15 protein-coding genes, 4 tRNA genes and 2 pseudogenes are annotated in these 17,478 nt (G+C 69.5%); 9 read left to right on the top strand and 12 right to left on the bottom strand.

Annotated features, from left to right (window positions below; all coding sequences use genetic code 11):
- Positions 1–8: 8 nt before the first annotated feature.
- The gene (locus tag AB0M88_RS49065) at positions 9–2,228 is read right to left on the bottom strand and encodes a glycoside hydrolase family 9 protein (protein WP_364114461.1); all 2,220 of its coding nucleotides are present in this window, start codon (positions 2,226–2,228) and stop codon (positions 9–11) included.
- Between the two features lie 74 nt (positions 2,229–2,302).
- Between AB0M88_RS49065 and AB0M88_RS49060 the strand changes: the two genes are divergently transcribed.
- The gene (locus AB0M88_RS49060; protein WP_364114459.1) at positions 2,303–2,884 is read left to right on the top strand and encodes a TetR/AcrR family transcriptional regulator; all 582 of its coding nucleotides are present in this window, start codon (positions 2,303–2,305) and stop codon (positions 2,882–2,884) included.
- A gap of 34 nt (positions 2,885–2,918) precedes the next feature.
- On the opposite strand, the gene AB0M88_RS49055 is transcribed toward AB0M88_RS49060, so the two are convergent.
- Complete coding sequence (locus AB0M88_RS49055; RefSeq protein ID WP_364114457.1) at positions 2,919–3,524, bottom strand: DinB family protein; 606 nt, start codon at positions 3,522–3,524, stop codon at positions 2,919–2,921.
- A gap of 144 nt (positions 3,525–3,668) precedes the next feature.
- On the opposite strand from AB0M88_RS49055, the gene AB0M88_RS49050 reads away from it, so the two are divergent.
- From AB0M88_RS49050 to AB0M88_RS49035, 4 genes are read left to right on the top strand one after another with little or no spacing between them, the layout of a single operon-like run.
- Positions 3,669–4,541 (top strand): alpha/beta hydrolase, encoded by an 873-nt coding sequence (locus AB0M88_RS49050; protein ID WP_364114455.1) that lies wholly within the window; start codon positions 3,669–3,671, stop codon positions 4,539–4,541.
- Entirely contained in the window at positions 4,534–5,172 is a 639-nt protein-coding gene (locus AB0M88_RS49045; RefSeq protein ID WP_364114453.1) for a TMEM175 family protein, read from the top strand. Before AB0M88_RS49050 ends, AB0M88_RS49045 begins: the two co-directional genes overlap by 8 nt.
- Positions 5,169–5,651, top strand: coding sequence for a hypothetical protein (locus AB0M88_RS49040; RefSeq protein WP_364114451.1), 483 nt, complete (start codon positions 5,169–5,171; stop codon positions 5,649–5,651). Before AB0M88_RS49045 ends, AB0M88_RS49040 begins: the two co-directional genes overlap by 4 nt.
- A 20-nt stretch (positions 5,652–5,671) precedes the next feature.
- Positions 5,672–5,806 carry a hypothetical protein gene (locus AB0M88_RS49035; protein WP_364114450.1) on the top strand — a complete coding sequence of 45 codons (135 nt, stop codon included), beginning with the start codon at positions 5,672–5,674 and terminating at the stop codon, positions 5,804–5,806.
- 287 nt (positions 5,807–6,093) lie between these two features.
- Here the strand turns inward: AB0M88_RS49035 and AB0M88_RS49030 are convergent.
- The 10 genes and pseudogenes from AB0M88_RS49030 to AB0M88_RS48985 all read right to left on the bottom strand — a co-directional run bounded on the left by AB0M88_RS49030 (position 6,094) and on the right by AB0M88_RS48985 (position 13,833).
- Positions 6,094–6,174, bottom strand: a tRNA-Tyr gene (locus AB0M88_RS49030).
- An 18-nt stretch (positions 6,175–6,192) separates the two neighbouring features.
- Positions 6,193–6,264: transfer RNA gene (locus tag AB0M88_RS49025), tRNA-His, on the bottom strand.
- A 2-nt stretch (positions 6,265–6,266) separates the two neighbouring features.
- Positions 6,267–6,340, bottom strand: a tRNA-Ile gene (locus AB0M88_RS49020).
- A gap of 4 nt (positions 6,341–6,344) precedes the next feature.
- Positions 6,345–6,417 (bottom strand) — tRNA-Gly (locus tag AB0M88_RS49015).
- A 385-nt stretch (positions 6,418–6,802) separates the two neighbouring features.
- Positions 6,803–6,934, bottom strand: coding sequence for a hypothetical protein (locus tag AB0M88_RS49010; protein WP_364114448.1), 132 nt, complete (start codon positions 6,932–6,934; stop codon positions 6,803–6,805).
- 33 nt (positions 6,935–6,967) lie between these two features.
- Positions 6,968–7,462 (bottom strand): annotated as a pseudogene (locus AB0M88_RS49005) (hypothetical protein); the annotation flags it as partial.
- Positions 7,414–7,539 (bottom strand): hypothetical protein, encoded by a 126-nt coding sequence (locus AB0M88_RS49000; protein ID WP_364114463.1) that lies wholly within the window; start codon positions 7,537–7,539, stop codon positions 7,414–7,416. The pseudogene AB0M88_RS49005 and the gene AB0M88_RS49000, both read right to left, overlap by 49 nt.
- Positions 7,540–7,745: 206 nt before the next feature.
- Positions 7,746–8,918, bottom strand: coding sequence for an ROK family transcriptional regulator (locus tag AB0M88_RS48995; RefSeq protein WP_364114446.1), 1,173 nt, complete (start codon positions 8,916–8,918; stop codon positions 7,746–7,748).
- Positions 8,919–8,975: 57 nt separating this feature from the next.
- Positions 8,976–11,468, bottom strand: coding sequence for a DUF4832 domain-containing protein (locus tag AB0M88_RS48990; RefSeq protein ID WP_364114444.1), 2,493 nt, complete (start codon positions 11,466–11,468; stop codon positions 8,976–8,978).
- 58 nt (positions 11,469–11,526) lie between these two features.
- Positions 11,527–13,833, bottom strand: a complete 2,307-nt coding sequence (locus tag AB0M88_RS48985; protein ID WP_364114442.1) for a DUF4832 domain-containing protein — start codon at positions 13,831–13,833, stop codon at positions 11,527–11,529.
- Between the two features lie 129 nt (positions 13,834–13,962).
- Here AB0M88_RS48985 and AB0M88_RS48980 point away from each other — a divergent pair, with 129 nt between their 5' ends.
- From AB0M88_RS48980 to AB0M88_RS48965, 4 genes and pseudogenes are all read left to right on the top strand, one after another.
- Positions 13,963–14,925, top strand: a complete 963-nt coding sequence (locus AB0M88_RS48980) for a sugar ABC transporter permease (RefSeq protein ID WP_364114440.1) — start codon at positions 13,963–13,965, stop codon at positions 14,923–14,925.
- A 9-nt stretch (positions 14,926–14,934) separates the two neighbouring features.
- Complete coding sequence (locus AB0M88_RS48975; protein ID WP_364114438.1) at positions 14,935–15,810, top strand: carbohydrate ABC transporter permease; 876 nt, start codon at positions 14,935–14,937, stop codon at positions 15,808–15,810.
- 16 nt (positions 15,811–15,826) lie between these two features.
- Entirely contained in the window at positions 15,827–17,170 is a 1,344-nt protein-coding gene (locus tag AB0M88_RS48970) for a sugar ABC transporter substrate-binding protein (protein ID WP_364114436.1), read from the top strand.
- Between the two features lie 26 nt (positions 17,171–17,196).
- Positions 17,197–17,478, top strand: a pseudogene (locus tag AB0M88_RS48965) (alpha-galactosidase); the annotation flags it as partial.

The following is a 17,478-nucleotide window of genomic DNA, read 5'->3' as shown; positions in this document are numbered from 1 at the left end:
GTACGCGGTCAGCCCTGTTCAGCCACGAACCCGCTCACCCACGCGAGAGCCGAGTTCCAGTTGATCGCCTCCTCGTTGGTCGAGTACGACTGGATGTCGTCGATGTAGCAGAACTGCGCGACGCACCCGGCCAGCTTGCTCGCCGCGTACGGGTCCTGGAGCGAGGAGTTCGCTCCGCCGGCCAGCGTGCCCACCGGAGGGTGCGGCAGGCTGGGGTCGAGCTCGTGGGCATACCACCGGCTGTGCGTGTTCTGCGGGCTCACCTCGCCATAGCCGGTGACGTAGGAGCGGTTGAGCGCGTTGCGCCCGAGCACGTAGTCGAGGCCGGTCAGCACCCCGTCGCGATACTTCGAACGCCCCGTCAGATCGAACGCCGACGCGATCACGACCATGTTGTTGAGGATGGCGCTGTTCGATCCCCAGTCCCACATGTTGTTCGCGGGCGCGTAGGGAATCCCGTACGCCTGGGCCTTCTGCACGGCCAGATATTTCTCCGCCCCCTGGACCACCGAGGCCTGCACGGCCGCCCGCCCGGTCAGGTGGCTGGGCACCAGCGCGAGGTCGAGCCGTCCGGCCGCCGCGGTCGACGCCCAGTCGAAGGCCCCGGTTCCGAAGATGTCGGCCGTGTTCAGCGGCGAGGTGAGCACATCATGCTCGTAGGACTTCTCGCCGGTGGTCAGGAAGAGCTCCGCCGCGGCCCAGTAGAACTCATCCGTGGCGTTGCTGTCGTTGTAAGCGCCGCCGCCGGTTGCGTCGGACTCCGGCGCGTACCGGGAAGGGTTGAGCTTGGCCGCCGCATAGGCGGTCTTCGCCGCGCTCAGCGCCCGCCGCGCGAAGGCCGCGTCGAACGGCTGGTAGACGCGGGCCGCCTGGGCGGCGACCGCGGCGAGGTTGAGCGTGGCCGCGGTCGAGACCGGGTGCAGTTCGCGCGGCTGCGGGTCCTGGCTGGGCAGCAGCGGCAGGCCGGTCCAGTTCTGGTCGTGGATCTTGTGATGGACCATGCCGGCGAGTGGCTGACCGGCCGGCACCTGCATCTCGAGCAGGAAGTTCAGCTCCCAGCGGGCCTCGTCGAGGATGTCCGGGACGCGGTTGCCGCTCTCCGGGATCGCGAGGTTGACCGTGCGGACCTTCTTCGAGCGCTCGTACTCGCTGAGCAGCTCCCACGTCGAGATGCCGCCGTTGACAACGTATTTACCCTGGTCGCCGGCGTCGTACCAGCCACCGCGCACGTCCAGGGTGTAGTCACACACGCCGGCTTGGCAGGGCACCGCGCCGTCGCCCTGGTTGGGCGCGACGTCGATGTGACCGGCGGCGCGGCCGTAGCCGGGCCGGAGCGAGTCGAGAATCTCGATGCCGCTGCGCTGCGTGTAATAGAACTTCAGCGCATCAGCGCGGAGGTTCTGATAGTCCGCCGTGCCGATGTCGAACGGCCGGCTCGTGTCGCCGTCGGCCGTGATCGTGTAGCCGCTCCCCTGCGTCGTGAACCGGCTGAAGTCGATCGTCTGCACGTTCTGGCCCGAGGAGACGTCGGTGCCGCGCGGCTGCGCCTGGCCGGCGGCGACGGTCACGCCGGCGGCGTTCCGCAACTGCCAGGGCAACGGGGTGGTCACGGTGGTCACGACGGTCGCGGTTTTCGGTCCCTTCGGGACGTACGCGACCTGGTTCACCCGGACGCGCGGCCCGGTGTCGGGCACGTAGACCTCCGGAGGTACGCCGCCGACCAGCGACACGTTGTCGACGCAGAAGTGCCACGGCTCGGCGCTGCCCCCGACCTGGAAGGCGACCTGCCCCTGGGCGGTGTCGGCTCCCTGGGTGAAGGTGTATTCGTAATGTGTGAGGCCGCCGAGGACCGGCGACTGCTCGAAGTAGGTGTCGTACGGATCGACCGCCAGGCCGACGATCGCCCGGACCACGTGGCCGGCGTCGCCGCTCGCGTCGAAACCGAACCGGTAGCTCTGGCCGGCGACCAGCGGAATATCGTTCTGCCCGATCGACACATCCCAGCGGTTGGTGGTCCCGCCGGGCACGTCGACGCAGGCCTGGCCGTTCACGATCGTCATGGGCATGCCGGCGGTCGACCAGAACGGGTCGGTGGTCCCGTCGAAGCCGCCGTTCTTGACCTGCTCCACTTCGTCGGCGTGGGCCGGTGCGGCCGCGACGCCCGTCAGCAGAGCGGTGACGCCGATCAGGGCGATCAGGCGCGTTCGGGAGCGCTCCCAAATAGACATGGACACATATTGATGGTGACCGTGACAGCCTGTCAACGCGGGTTCACGCAGGTTGGGAGGTTAGGCTCTGGGTTGTGCCCACCGGGATAGCGCTGCGCGACGTGCGCGCACAGCTGTTCGACGCCGCCGAACGCGTGCTCCTGCGAGACGGGCCGAGCGCCCTGACGTCCCGGGCGGTGACCACCGAGGCCGGCGTGGCCAAGGGCGTGCTGCACCGGCACTTCACCGACTTCGACGACTTCCTGGCCGCACTGATCGAGGACCGCAGCGCCCGGGTCGCGGCCCAGGCCGACGAGTTGCTGGCCGCCGCCGGCACGGGAACCGTCGCCGGCAACCTGACCACGGTCCTGACCTCGCTGTTCACCTCGGTCGCGGTGGGCGTGATGAGCCTGATCATCTTCCGCGACGAGTTGCGGGTCCGGCTGAAGGCCTCCCACCCGAACGGCATCCCGCTGCTCTCGGCGGCCGGCACCATGATCGCGTCATATCTGCTCGCCGAGCGCTCCCAGGGCCGCCTGTCCCCCTCCGCCGACATCGACGCCCTCGGGCTGGCCCTGATCGGGTCGGGTCATCTGCTCTTCGCGGCCCGCTCGGGAGACCCGTCGCTGGAGGTCTCCCGAGTGGTGGCCGGGATCCTGGCCGGGTCGTTGCGGTAGGGCCCGATTCTCGCGCTGGTCGCCGGAGCCGAGCTCAGGCGCTCGCCGTGGCCGTCCGGGCGATTTCCTCCAGCCGGTCGCGATAGCTCGACCACTGCGCCGGGTCGGCCTCGGGCAGGTTCGAGTTCGCGGCCCGGAGCCCGGCCACGCCGTCGATCGACTCGCGGAGGATGTCGGCATGCCCGGCGTGCCGCGCGGTCTCGGCGAGCATGTGCACCAGCACGCTGTGCAGCGTGGTCTTTCCCGCGTCGCCCCACCACGGCACGTCGCCCGGGGCGTCCAGCGGGAGCGCCTCGATCGTCGCGTCGGAGTGGGCCCCGACCCGGCGGTAAAGGTCTTCGATCTGCTCCCGGGTCTCGTCGGCCGACGCATACATGTCCGCGTTGAAACCGGCGCCCTCGTCCTCCGGCAGGACCGTCTCCGGGAACGGCCGCCCGAACGTCGCCCCGAAATATCCGGCATCCACGTAGGCGAGGTGCTTGACCAGGCCGAGCAGGTTGGTGCCGGTCGGCGTCAGCGGCCGCCGGACGTCATAGTCCGACAGCCCGTCGAGCTTCCACAGGACGGCCTCGCGGGCATTCCGCAGATAGCCGAGCAGGTCGGTCTTCTCATCAGGTATGCGCCCCAGTTTGTCAGCCACGGCCGCATCCGGCGGTCCCCGGCGGGCTGAACGGAGCCCGCGCGTACATCAGATGCGTGAGCCGCGCCGAGCGCGGCCGGACCGCCCGGCCTGAGCCGCGCCGGGCCTTCCGGAGCCGTGCGCCGGGCCGCTAGCGTCAGGCAGGTGTTCGATGGATTTCGGCTCGATCATATCGAGCTCGGCGAAGTCACCGTCCGAGTGCGCCACGGCGGCCGGGGCACCCCGGTCGTGCTGCTGCACGGCCACCCGCGGACCCACACCACCTGGCACGCGGTCGCGCCGCGCCTGGCCGAACGGTTCCTCGTGGTGGCACCCGACCTGCGGGGGTACGGCGAGTCGACCCTCCCGCCGGACGCGCCCGGCCACGCCCAGTCCTCGAAGCGCGCGATGGCCGGCGACGTCGTGCGGCTGATGGCCCGTCTGGGCCACGAGCGGTTCGCCGTGATCGGCCACGACCGGGGCGCGCTCGTCGCCTTCCGCACCGCGATGGACCACCCGGCGGCGGTCTCACACCTGGTCGTCATGGACGGCCTGCCGGTCATCGAACATCTCGACCGGGTCGACGCCACCTTCGCGCGGGCGTGGTGGCACTGGTGGTTCCTCGGACAGACCGACAAGCCGGCCGAGCGGGTGATCAGCGCCGATCCCGACTCCTGGTACCGGACCCCCGGCCCCGAGGCGATGGGCGCCGGCAACCACGCCGACGTCTGGGCGGCCTACCGGAACCCGGCCGTCGTACACGGCATGTGCGAGGACTACCGGGCCGGCCTCGGCATCGACCGGGAGCACGACGCGGCCGACCGGGCGGCCGGGCGCCGGGTCGCCTGCCCGACGCTGCTGCTGGAATCCAAGTTCGACGACCTCGACATCCAGGGCGACCCGGCCGCGATCTGGGCCCCGTGGCTCGACCTCCCGCTGCGGCACCACATCGTCGAGTCGGGCCATCACCAGGCCGAAGAGGCTCCGGGCCCGGTGGCCGAGGCGCTCCTCGACTTCCTGGCGGCCGGCCATGGCTGAGCGCGACCCGGCCCGGGTGGTGGCGGTCAGCGACGGGGTCATCGCGATCGCGGTCACGCTGCTCGTGCTGGAGATCAAGCCGCCCGAGGACAGCGCACACCTGCTCCACGGGCTGCTGGTGTTGTGGCCGTCCTATCTGGCGTACGCCGTCACGTTCATGCTGATCGGCCAGATCTGGGCCAACCACCACGTGATGTTCGACCACATCCGGCACGCCGACCGGACGATCCTGTTCCTCAACACCATGCTGCTGATGAACATCTCGTTCCTGCCGTTCGCCGCGTCGGTGCTGGCCAAATCGTTCCGCGACGGCGAGGGCGAACGGATCGCGGTCGCGCTGCACGGCATCGTGTTCTGGCTGGCCGCCGTCATCTTCAACGTCATCTGGGGCTACGTGTGCCGTGACCCCCGGCGGCTGGCCGGCAACATCGACACCACCGGCGTACGCTCGATCGGCCGCCGCTTCCGGCTGGCGCTGGCCTGGATCGGCCTCGGCACCCTGCTCGGGGCGTTCGTCCCGCTGGCCGGCGTCGCCGTGATCGCCGCGTTCGTCGTCTACTACTGGCTCCCGATCTCCGGCGAGCTGAGCTTCTGGAAGTCGCGGAGCGTGCCCAGTGAACGTGCCCAGTGAATAGGCGAGTCCTCGTGGCCGGCGCGGCCTTCCTCCTGGTCGCCGCCGGAGGTTATGCGGCCAACCGGTGGACCGACCACCGCCTCGCGCGCTGTGAGCAGCGCAGTGACCGGTTCTCGGCCCTCGACCTGTTCACCCACCGGCCCGGCGGCTACGACCCGGCCGGCGCCCCCTCCGCCGGCTGCGACGTCGACAAGGTGGCCGCCTACGCCAGCCTCCAGTTCCTCGCCACGAACGGCGGCCCGAGCGGCGACGACCTCTCCACCGGCAGCACCGCGCCCCAGGTCGACCGGGCCGCCGTCACCGCCTTCTACCGGGGCCTCCTGCGGGGCGGCGCCTGGAAGGTCGACGACCGCACACCGGCTCCGGTCCTGTGCGCCGACAAGGACGGCACCTACGTCAACGTCTCCTTCCCCATGGCCGGCACCTACGAGCTCACCGTCGCCGACAAGCCCGACACGGACGCCGGCTGCGCCTGACAGCGCCACCCGACCACACCATGCGGATCCGAAGCGTCAGCTCCCGCGCCGACACCGACCTCATCGCATTCGGGTGGTCACGCGGCGGCACCGGCACGATGGAGATCCGGCGCACCGGCGGGCTGACCACCCACCTGCTCGTACGATTCGACTGATCGAGCTGCCCTTCCCCGACGAGAGCCACACCGCGACCGTGGTCGGCTACCGGCCGTCGCCGTCGACCACGTCGCGGTGCCCGGGCTCGCGGCCAAGGGCAGGTGGAAACGCCCGACGAAGACGTGCTCGCCACCCTTTTCGTCCGACCCCGGGAACCGGCTCGAAGCGACCGGCGGCCACGAGCGGCGAACCCCATTTTCTCGTAGAACCGGGCGCGCCCGATGATTCCGCTCGAACACCCGCAGTTGGGCCGCCGTGTGCCCGGCCGCAATCAATTCGCGCCCCGTGCGGGCGGCAGGATTCGAACCTGCTCAGCCAAGCAACCGGTTTACAGCCGATCCCAACTCTCCAACGTTGGCGCGCCCGCAAAACCAACAAACCGCAGGGTGACTGACCGGACTTGAACCGGCGACCTCCAGGGCCACGACCTGGCGCTCTCCCTCTGAGCTACAGTCACAGTGTCGCCGGGTGGGCTCGAACCACCGGCCTCCGCCTTATCAGGGCGGCGCTCCGACCCGCTGAGCTACGGCGACGTAAAGCGGCAACCGGGATTCGAACCCGGGACCTCGACGTTGGCGACGTCGCGCTCTGACCCCTGAGCTACAACCGCAGGATCAAAAACAAAAAACCCCTTTTCCCGTACGCGGAATAAAGGGGCGACAGAAGCAATCGTGTCTAACGATGCCGCCCCCGGGGAATGCCGCCGAAGCCTCGATAATGCGTCATGCCCGAAACACTATCGGCGCCCGGAAACCCCGGCAACGTATTTAGACTCGTCCGGCCGATCGCGAGGGCCGGCTGACCGATCCGGTGCAGGCGACGGGGCGGCGCTGGCCGCGAACGCGCTCAACACCGAGTTACTCTGGCCGACCGGCGGCTGGAGCCGGACAGCGCAGGGGTTGAGCGCCATGTTCGGTGTCGGCCCGGCGGTCGCCAGGCAGCCGCTGGCCACGGGTTCTGAAGCCGGGCCGATCGTCGCGGCGCCAACGGCCACCTCACAGCACACCGACCGGCCCCGGCTCAACCGCGGCGAAGACCGCGCCGTGCACACGATCGGGCTCCCGCGGATCCATGACGAACTCCGTCGAGCAGCGCACCCGGCAAGGCCTCAGCAGGAAGGCGGCCATGCGCCACATCGTCCGCGAAGCCGACCGCCGCGCTCAACGTCGCTTGACATCCATAGCAGCATCGGCAGCCGCTTCCCCTAGACCTCGCCTTGCTGTCGCGTAGTCGGCAGGACGAGCACTGATACTGCAACGGCGGTCAGGGCGCGTTTCGTCGGATCCTTTCACCCTGATGGTGAGGGGGGCCTGGATGCGAACGGCTGACTTGTCGTAACGGCTGGCGCCGCCGCGGTGGCGTTCGGGTCGGTTGATGCCGCATTCGACGGCGTGGCGTTGCCGGTATACGAGCGGGTCGAAGGTCGGCGGGCGATCGCCCAAGCGCCGGCGCGAATCTTGCCGAGCACCGCGATGAACTACGGGCTGTCCCCGCGAGGCACGGGCGGTCAGTGTCATCGCAGATGCGTCTTGGTGGTCAACCCGCCTCCTCGACCGGCCGAAGGCATGATCGGCGGGCTCGTCATGGACCCCGCCAGGCAGGCTCTTCAGCGATTGACCGTCGCGGCGGGCAGCGGCGGCGTGCTGGTGGGCACGGCCGGCCGGCGGGAGACCCGTGACGACGCCCGGCTCGGCAGCCCGGCGATCAGGTTGTCGACGCGGGCAGAACCCATGCCACCACGTCGTCGTTGCGGCGGCCGTGAACAGGCCGACCTGGTAGTTCTCGATCCAGCCGGCCGTTCCCGGCCCGCCCTGCGGGGGCTCGGAGCGGGCAACCGCCCAGCGATCCGAGCATGCGACCGGTCGCCCCCGAATCAACATCAGGCACCGTCACAGCCGGCCCGGCGAGCCGGTCATCAAACATGTCGCCTGCTGATTGCTAAACGTCGCGCCGTGGAGCGACCGGGGCGCTGAGGCCGGCTGAGAAGAGGCGCTGGTCGACCTCGTTGAGGGCGAGCCGCAGCGCGCCCAGCGCCACGCTGTCGGCGCCCAGGGTCGAGGCGCGGACGTCGGGCACGCGGAGGCACAGTTTCTGCAGTTCGCGCCGGAGCGGGTCGAGCACGAGGTCGGCCGAGCGGGAGAAGCCGCCGCCGAAGACCACGACCTGCGGGTCGAGGGCGAGGACCAGGGCCGCGGTGCCGACGGCCAGGTCTTTCACGTAACGGTTGACGGCCGTGCGCGCGTCGCGGTTGCCGTCGCGGGCCGCGTTGAAGACCCAGGCCGCCGCGTCGTCGGGGCTGACCGTGGCCGGCACTCCGGGGCATTTCTGCAGGTGGGCGGGGGCGGCCAGCCAGCGTACGGCCTTGAGGGCGCCGATCTCGCCGGCCGCGCCGCCGAAGCCCCGCCGAAGCACGCCGTCGATGATCAGGCCGGCGCCCATGCGCATGCCGGCGAGCAGGAAGACGATGTCGTCGGCGTCGCCGGCCGAGCCCCGCCAGCGTTCGGCCAGCGCGGCCAGTTTGCAGTCGTTCTCGACCAGGATCGGGCAGGTGAACCGGTCGCTGAGGTGGGCGGCCAGGTCGACGGTCTGCCAGCCGGGCAGCGGCGTGAACAACGTGGTGCGGCCGCTGGCGTCGACCGGCCCGGTCACCCCGACGGTCATCGCCCAGATGTCGGAGGCGGTCTTGCCGGCCTCGCGCAGGCAGGAGGCGACGATCTCGTCGAGGGCGGCGAGCCGCGCGGCCGGGTCGGCGTCGGCGTCGACCGAGCGCCGGACGGTGTGGGTGACGTTGCCGTCGAGGTCGGCCAGGAGGGCCAGTATTTTGTGCGCGCCGACGTCGATGCCGATGACGTGGCCCGCGGTGGCCCGGAACCGGTAGCGCCGGGCCGGCCGCCCGACCGTGCTGCTCGCGCCCGGCTCGACCACGTCGGCCCAGCCGCTGGCGACCAGCCCCTGGGCGATGACGTCGACGCCGGGGCGCGAGAGCCCGGTCAGGCTGGCGAGTTCGGTGACGGTGGTCGGCGGCTGATCGCGCAGCGCGCGGACCACCGTCAGCGAGTTGAGCTCGCGTAACCGCGACAGGTCGGCTCCCGCAGTGGCCTGATCCGTCACAGCATGACCCCCAACCCGCCCAGCAATATTGCTATGGAGTTTACAAACCCCTCCCGGCTATTGGAAACCGATGCTGTCGATCGTCACGGTGCCGCTTCCGCCGTACCAGAAACCGAGCGCGAGTTGCGCCGGCGCTGTCCGGTTGATGCCGTTGGCCGTCAGCGGGATCCTGATGTCCTGGTAGGAGGTGGTGATCGCCGGGTGACCGCCGCCGTCGAGGAGGTAGTCGCCGAAGACCTTGGTGGCCCCGCCGAGGCTCAGGCTGAAGTGCGCCTGCTCGCCGCCGCCGGCGCCTTTCAGGCGCAGGACCAGATAGCCGTACGCGGAGACGTCGCCCGCCACATCGCTCGCGAACCAGCCGCAGTTGTTGTATTGCAGGGCCAGCGACCCGCCGGACACCGCCCCGCTCCCGCCGCCGTTGAGGAAGCAGTTGCCGCCGGTCCACTTCCCGAGGTCGTTCCGGGCCGCCGAGGGGTAGGCCGGCGACCCGTCGAAGTCGTCGACCACCAGGCCGACGGGTGCCGTGGAGGCGGTCACGACCGCCGACGGGGCCGACACGTTGCCGGCGGCGTCGCGCGCCCGCACCGAATAGCTGTAGGAACCACTGGCCAGGCCGGCATCGGTGTAGGACGGGCTGCTGGTGGTGCCTATCTGCGTGCCGCCGCGGAACACCTGGTAGCCGGTGACGCCGACGTTGTCGGTGGCCGCATGCCAGGAGAGCGCGATCGACGTCGCGGTCGTGCCGGTGACGGCGAGGCCGGTCGGCGCGGTCGGTGGCGAGCAGTCGGTGCACCCGACACCGACGGTGACCGCGTTGCTGGGCGGCGACTCGTTCCCGGCCGCGTCCCGCGCGGCGACGGCATAGGTGTGAGACCCGGTCGGCACGCCGCTGTCGGTGTATGAAGTCGGCACCGCGGCGCCCGTCACCGTCGCGATCGCGGTGCCGTCACGGTAGACGCGATAGGCCGTGACGCCGACGTCGTCGCTCGCGCCGGTCCAGGCGAGCGACACCGAGCCGCCACTCGCGGAAGCGGTCAGCGCCGGCGCGGTCGGCGGCGCGCAGTCCGCGGTGCAGGAGCCGACGGTGACGGCGCCGGCCAGCACGTTGTAGCCCTTGGCCGCGTCCCACGTGCCGGTGTTGGCGAGCCGGACGGAGTAGGACGGGTTGCCTCGCAGACTCTCGGACTGGTCGGGCAACCACATCGCCAGACGATAGGTTCCGACGACCATCGCCGGCAGGCTCACCGTACGCGGCGGGACCGCGACCGCCCCCGGCGTCCACGTGCGCGGGTCGACGCCGTTGAGCGGCACGTTGTAGCGGTGCGTCCCGTCGTCGAACACCAGGAAGACCGGCCGCGGTTTGATCGGACCCGCAAACCCGTCGTTGGTCAGACGGGCCGAGAAGCTGAAGGTGTCACCGGCCGTGGACCGGGTCGGGAACGTGGCGTCGACCAGCCGCAACCGGTAGCCCAGCTTCCGCTTGATCCGGGTGAACAGCGTCTCCGCCGGATCGTTCCCGGACGCCGCGACCGACGTGTTCTTCCAGAGGTTGATGTTGACCGGCGCGTAGTCCTCGTTGATCTCGGTCCAGTGCTGATGCGCCAGCTCGTACTGCGCGTTCACCCCGGCCGCGTCGTCGCCGCCGGTCGAGTCGCAGGTCTCCCCGCCGACGATCTTGTTACCGCCGGCCGAGGTCCGCATGTCGTAGACCCACTGCTTCTTGGCCGGCACGTCGAACCAGCCCAGCCACGAGTTCTGGTCGTACGTCCCCATGTCGGCCGAGTCGGCGAGGAAGCAGTCGTCGTGGAAGCCGAGCCGGTCGAAGTCCTGGGTGGTCAGCAGGCAGTTGTCGGGCAGGTCGCAGCCGGCCGGCGGGGTGGTCCGCTGGGCCATCTCGTAGTTGAAGATCGGATAACGGATGGCGACCGGGATCGCGGCCGGGGTCGCGGAGAGCAGCTTCTTGACCAGGCGGTAGCGCACCGGCGCCTGACTCTCCTCGGACGCCGCCGTGTACGGGCTCTCGTGCCATTCCCCCCAGGCTCCGAAGAACCCGGCCTCGAGGTGCATGATCACGTCGGCGTTGGCGCGGAGAACCGGCGCAAGCTGGTCGATGTGCCGTTCCATCTGCGGTTCGGTGACCGCGGAGTAGCCGTCCCAGACGTACGCGAACCGCAGGACGATCTTCATGCCCGACGACCGGACCGCGGCCAGGCCACTGGACAGGTTGTCGAGCAGGGCCGGGGGCAGGTCGCCGGTCTGATATTTGTCGAGGTGGACGTAGCTGTGGATCAGGGTGTCGCCGTCCGCCCTGGCCCGGGCGAACGTGCGGTCGAGCAGGTCCGGGTTGAAGCCCGGGATCGTGTTGCTGGCGTAGTCGTTGACGGCCGGGTCGTTGACGATCTCATAGCGGTTGTGGAAGCCCCGCTCCGGATTGGTGAAGACACTTGCGAAGTCGGCGGTGTAGGTGACGCTCGGATCGGCGGCCCGCGCGGCGCCCGGCGTGCCGGCCAGCGCGAGCAGCACGACCGCCGCGGCGGTGAGCATTTTCATCGTTTCTCCTCGTCAGCGGCCGGCGCCGCCCGGAAAGGACGGCACCGGCGCCGATACGTCAGTTGGTGAAGGAGAGACTGTCGATGCTGATCGAGCTGCTGCCGCCGTACCAGAAGCCCATGGCCAACTGGCCCGGCGCCGAGCGACTGATGCCGTTGGCCGTCAGCGGGATTTTGATGTCCTGATAGGACGTGGTGATCGCGGGGTGGCCGCCGCCGTCGAGGACGTAGTCGCCGAAGACCTTGGTCGTGCCGCCCAGGCCGAGGTTGAAGTGGCTCTGCTCGCCGCCGCTCGCGCCCCGGACCCGGACGTCGAGATAGGTGTATGCGGAGAGGTCGGTGTTGACGTCGCTGCCGAACCAGCCGCAGTTGTTGTATTGCAGCGTCAACGCCCCGCCGGAGACCACGCCGTTGCCACCCCCGTTGACGAAGCAGTTGCCGCCGGTCCACTTGCCGAGGTCGTTGAGCGCGGCACCCGGATAGGCCGGGGTCCCGTCGAAGTCGTCGAGAACCCGGCCGGGCGGCGTCGTGCTCCCGGCGCTGGTCGTAACCGTCAGCGAGGGCGAGGCGGCCGACGTGTTGCCGGCGGAGTCGAAGGATTGCACGGCATAGGTGTACGCCGTCGACGGTGTCAGGCCGGTGTCGGTGAAGGAGGTGCCGGACGTGGTGCCGACCTGAACACCCCCGCGCAGCACCTTGTAGCCGGCCACCCCGACGTTGTCGGTCGACGCGTTCCAGCCGAGCGAGACGCTCGACGACGTCTTGCCGGACGCCGCCAACCCGGTCGGCACCGACGGCGCCGCGGTGTCGCCGCTCCCACCCGATCCGACCCCGATGGAGCCGAGCCCGAGCCACCCGTCCGCGTTCTGGGCCGCGTTGCCGAAGCGCAGCTTCTTGGCCGCCGGGCTGACCGCCTCGAGCGGGTTCTTCACCTTCAGGACCAGCTGGTAGGAGCCGCCGGCCACGCCGGCCAGATCAAGGGACGACTGGTAGTACTGCGGATAGCCGTAGTCGAGATAGGTCGGGTCGGCGCCGACGTTCCAGTCCGGGAAGGCCCGGATCCTCAGCGGCATCACCTTGCGCAGGTCCCACGCGGTGTCCCAGGTCTTGACCACGGTGCCGGCCGAGTTCTTGAGGCCGAGCGACACCGTCCACGGGTAGTAGAACGGCGCGACCCCGTTGTTCGTGATCGTCACGCCGACGGTCGCGCTCCCGCTGGCGCTGTTCGGGTAGTACGCGTGGGTGGCCGTGAAGTCGTACCCCATGAGCCGGACCGCCGCCGCGACGTTCGGATCCGAGCTGGAGTAGCTCTGGCTGGTTTGATTGATCTTCCACGTGGTGTGCTCGAGCTCGATGCACGCCTTCATGTTGTCGACTTGGCCGGAGCCGCCGGGCCAGGACGTGAAGGCCGAGCTCTGGATCTCCGGGCGCACCTCGCCGCCCATCGAGTCGGTGGTCCACTTGTTCTCGACGCCCTGGTTGAGCGCGCGCTGCAACTGGGCGTAGTCAGCGCCGCCGAGGGACTGCGGCAGCGTGACGCCGGCCAGCGGCGAGCCCTCGCGGTAGCAGAACGAGTCGTCGTGGTAGCCGATGTCGCGCGTGTTCGCCGCCCCGCCGGCCGAGTCCGGATAGCGGATCTCCAGCTTGGTCTTGTTGAACGCCGTGTCGTACGCGGCGATGATCTTCGCCGCGTCGGTGTCGGTCGGCATCAGGTTGGGATAGCCGTCCGCGGTGTCGGTGTCGAAGGGCCAGGTGTGCCATTCGCCCCACAGCCCGACGATGCCGAGGTTGATGAAGCCGATCCGCGGGTCACCGTCGTAGCGGGCACCGAAGGCCGCGATGAACTTCGTGACCGCGTCGAGCAGGTACGGACTGTCGTAGTCAGGCGAGACGGTGCCCCAGTACGTGTTGTTGCGGTAGTTCACATGCCCGTCGAAGCAGTGCGGGACCGCGTTGCCGGGATGGCTGCCGGTGCCGCCCGGATATTCCATGTAGAAGCGGATCGCGGCCTGGTTGCCGTACGACGCGATCTCGTTCAGCGCGCTGTCCACGATGGACCAGTCGTAGGACCCGCAGTTCGAGGCGCTGGTCATCACCTCGGACAGGCCGAAGTAGCTCCAGGCCAGCGAGCGCGGATAGCCCGAGTTCTGGTTGTCGCCCGGGAAGTAGAACCGGGCGAACCCCTTGAGCGGATTGTCGAGCGGGCTCGGGGCGGCGGTCAGCGGGTGGTCGGTCAGGGACGGGCTGGGCGCCGACGGTGGCGCCGGTCGTGGGGGTGGGCCCGCCGGGGCCGCGGCGGCGGCGTGCGGGGCGGCGAGCACCGCGGCGACCAGCACCGCGGGCACGAGCGCTCGTAGGAAGCGCATGGGGATCCTCCGAACTCCGATTGGGGACGGCATTTTGAGGAGGTGTTGACAAACTTTCCATGAGCTTCATCATTATTAGCGACCTCCTCCCCACCACCGCAAGACACCGATGTCGAAGAACTTCGATTGATGAAAAGAGGCCGGATCGTGGCGATGTCCCATCCCGTCGCGGCGCCCGCCCCGCCGCTGCCGGACCCGCCGACCGCACCGGCCGGACCCCGCCGGCATCGCGACGACCGCCGCGTGGCCTGGCTCTTCCTGCTGCCGGTGCTGATCGGCTTCGCGGTGTTCTACCTGTACCCGACCATCCGCGGCGCGTGGTATTCGCTCACCGACTACAGCCTGCTCAACACCCCTTCGTACGTCGGTGGCCGGAACTACGCCGCCCTCGCGCACGACGCCCAGTTCTGGAACTCGATGAAGGTCACGGCGCTCTACGTCGTGCTCAACATCGGCTCGCAGACGCTGCTGGCGCTCGGGCTGGCCGCGCTCATGCACCGGCTCACCCGCTCGGTCGTGCTGCGGGCGACCCTGCTGCTCCCCTGGCTGGTGCCGAACGTGACCGTCGGCCTGCTGTGGATGTGGCTGCTCGACGCCAACCTCGGCTTCGTCAACCACCTGATCACCGCACTGGGCTTCGGCAATCAGGGATTTCTCACGTCGCCCACCTGGGCCATGCCCTCGATCGCGCTGATCAACACGTGGGCGTACACCGGGTACACCGCGCTGCTGCTCTATGCCGGCATGCTCCAGATTCCCCAGCACCTGTACGAGAGCGCGTCGCTCGACGGGGCGGGCGAGCTGCGGATGTTCCGCCGGATCACGCTGCCGCTGCTGCGCCCGGTGCTCGCGCTGGTGCTCGTCGTGTCGCTGATCGGGTCGTTCCAGATCTTCGACACCGTCGCGGTGACCACCAAGGGCGACCCGGCCGGCGCCACCCGAGTCATCTACTTCTACATCTACCAGCAGGCTTTCGCGTACTTCCACATGGGTTACGCCGCCTCGGCGGCGATGGTCCTCGTCGTGATTCTGGGCCTGCTCACCGCCGTGCAGATGCGGTTGCTGCGCGCCTCCCGATCCGATCTGAACTGAGGGGCCGCGATGCGACTCAACCTCGGCCGAACACTGGCCTGGACCGCGCTGATCGTCTTCCTGGTCCTCACGATCCTGCCGTTCTACTGGATGATCCGCACGGCGATCACCCCGGCCGGCGACATCTTCACCGACAGCACCAACCTGCTGCCCGCCCACCCGACGATGATCAACTTTTGGCGGGTCCTCGGGCTCGTCGACGACGCCACCGCGCGTAAGGCCGGCGGCTCCGGCGCGCACATCAACTTCCTGCGCTACACGCTGAACTCCACGATCTACGCGCTGAGCATCGCGGCCGTACAGACCTTCTGCTGCGCGATGGCCGGGTACGCCTTCGCCCGCCTCCGCTTCCCGGGCCGCGACCTGGTCTTCGGCGTCCTCATCGCGGCCCTCATGGTCCCGCCGATCTTCACCCTGCTCCCCAACTTCACGCTGGTGAAGAACCTCGGCCTGATCGACACGTTCGCCGGCATGGTCGCGCCCAACCTGCTGATGACCCCGTTCGCCGTCTTCTTCCTCCGGCAGTTCTTCCTCTCGGTGCCGCGCGAGGTCGAGGAGGCGGCGACGATCGACGGCGCCGGCCGCTGGGGCATCTTCTGGCGGGTCGTCATGCCGATGAGCCGGGGTCCGCTGCTCACCATCGCGCTCACCACCGCGGTGTGGGCCTGGAAGGACTTCCTGTGGCCCCTGCTCGTCGGCCGCGGGGAACCGACCCGGGTGCTCACGGTGGCGCTCGGGGTGTTCCGCCAGCAGTCCCCCGACACCCAGCCGGACTGGACCGGACTCATGGCCGCCTCGGCGCTGTCCGTCGTCCCCGTCGTGCTGGTTCTCGTCTTCCTCGGCAAGCGCCTCGTGCAATCACTCAACTTCACCGGCATCAAATAACTGGAAGGAAGATTCCGTGCTCCCACCGCGTACGGTCATCGCGGCCCTGGCCGCCGCCGCGCTGACGCTTCCCCTCGCCGCCTGCTCCCGGAACTCCGATGACGACGGCGCAGCCGGCGGCAAGGTGACCCTCAACTACTGGCTCTGGGACGACAAGCAGCAGCCGGCCTATCAGGAATGCGCCGACGCCTTCACCAAGGCCGACCCCGACGTCACCGTCAAGATCACGCAGACCGCCTGGGACCAGTACTGGCAGAACCTCACCACCCAGCTGACCAGCGGCAGCGCGCCCGACGTCTGGACCGACCACGCGTCCTACTATCCGCAGTTCGTCTCCAGCAATCAGATCCTCGACATCCAGCCGTTCGTCGACCAGGACCACGTCGACCTCACGCAGTACCAGGCCGGGCTGGCCGACCTGTTCGTCAAGGACGGCAAACGGTACGGCCTGCCGAAGGACTGGGACACGATGGCCCTGGTCTACAACAAGCAGTTGGTCAAAGACACCAGTGGTCTGGCCGATCTGACCTGGAACCCGGCCGACGGCGGCACGTTCGAGAAGGCGATCGCCGCCGCGACGGTCGACACCAGCGGCCACAACGGACTCGACCCGGCCTTCGACAAGACCCACGTCAAGGTGTACGGCTACCTCCCCGAATGGGCCGACGGCGCCCAGGGCCAGAACGGCTGGGGCGACCTGGCCGTCAGCGACGGATTCACCTACCTCGACAAGAACCCGTGGGGCACCCACTACAACTACGACGACCCCAGGCTGGCCGACACGATCACCTGGTTCAAGCACCTCATCGACGCCGGCTACGCGCCGCCGTTCGACAAGCAGTCCACGCTCAGCCGCGACGCGGTGATGGAGACCGGCAAGGGCGCGTTCACGATCACCGGCTCGTGGACGATCGGCACCTACCTCGGCGCCGGCACCAAACAGAAGTACGCCCTCGCGCCGCTGCCCACCGGCCCGGCCGGCCGCAAGACCCCGATCAACGGGCTGTCCGACGCGATCTACGCCGGCACGAAACACCCCGACCAGGCCTGGGCGTGGGTGAAGTTCCTCGGCTCGGCCGACTGCCAGGACATCGTGGCCCAGCACGCGGTGGTCTTCCCCGCCATCAAGACCAGCACCGACAAGGCCCTCGCCGCGCACAAGGCGGCCGGCCGCGACGTACAGGTCTTCACCGACGAGGCGACCGCGCCCGGCGGCACCTTCTTCCTGCCGATCACCGACCACGGCAACGAGGTCAGCCAGATCGTGCAGGACTCCATCCAGTCGGTCGTGCTCGGGCAGGCCGCCCCGGCCGACGCGCTGAAAAAGGCCAACGACCAGGTCAACGGTCTGCTCAAGTAACCGTCCGTCCATCAGACAGGAGAACCATGGCTCAGCTCGTGCAGCTCGACGGCCGTTCCTTCGCCCTCCAGCACTCCGGCGACGGAACACCACGACCCGCAGCCGGCGGCGTCCTGCTGCCCCCGGGCCGCGTCGCGCTCCTGCACGGGCTGGGCGACGCGTCCTTCTACCGCCACGGGCAGAACTCGTGGAGCCCCACCGGCTGGCGGCGCCTCAGCGAGCCACCGCTGCGCGTGCCCAACCCTTCCCGCCTGGTCACGGCCGACGACCCGGCTTTCGACGACCCGGCACGCCATCACGGATCGGCG

Origin of the sequence: Actinoplanes sp. NPDC051411, assembly GCF_040682075.1 — a bacterium.
In the GTDB taxonomy this organism is placed as follows: domain Bacteria; phylum Actinomycetota; class Actinomycetes; order Mycobacteriales; family Micromonosporaceae; genus Actinoplanes.
The sequence above is the reverse complement of the archived record's forward strand: the minus strand, read 5'-3'. Positions and strand labels throughout refer to the sequence as shown.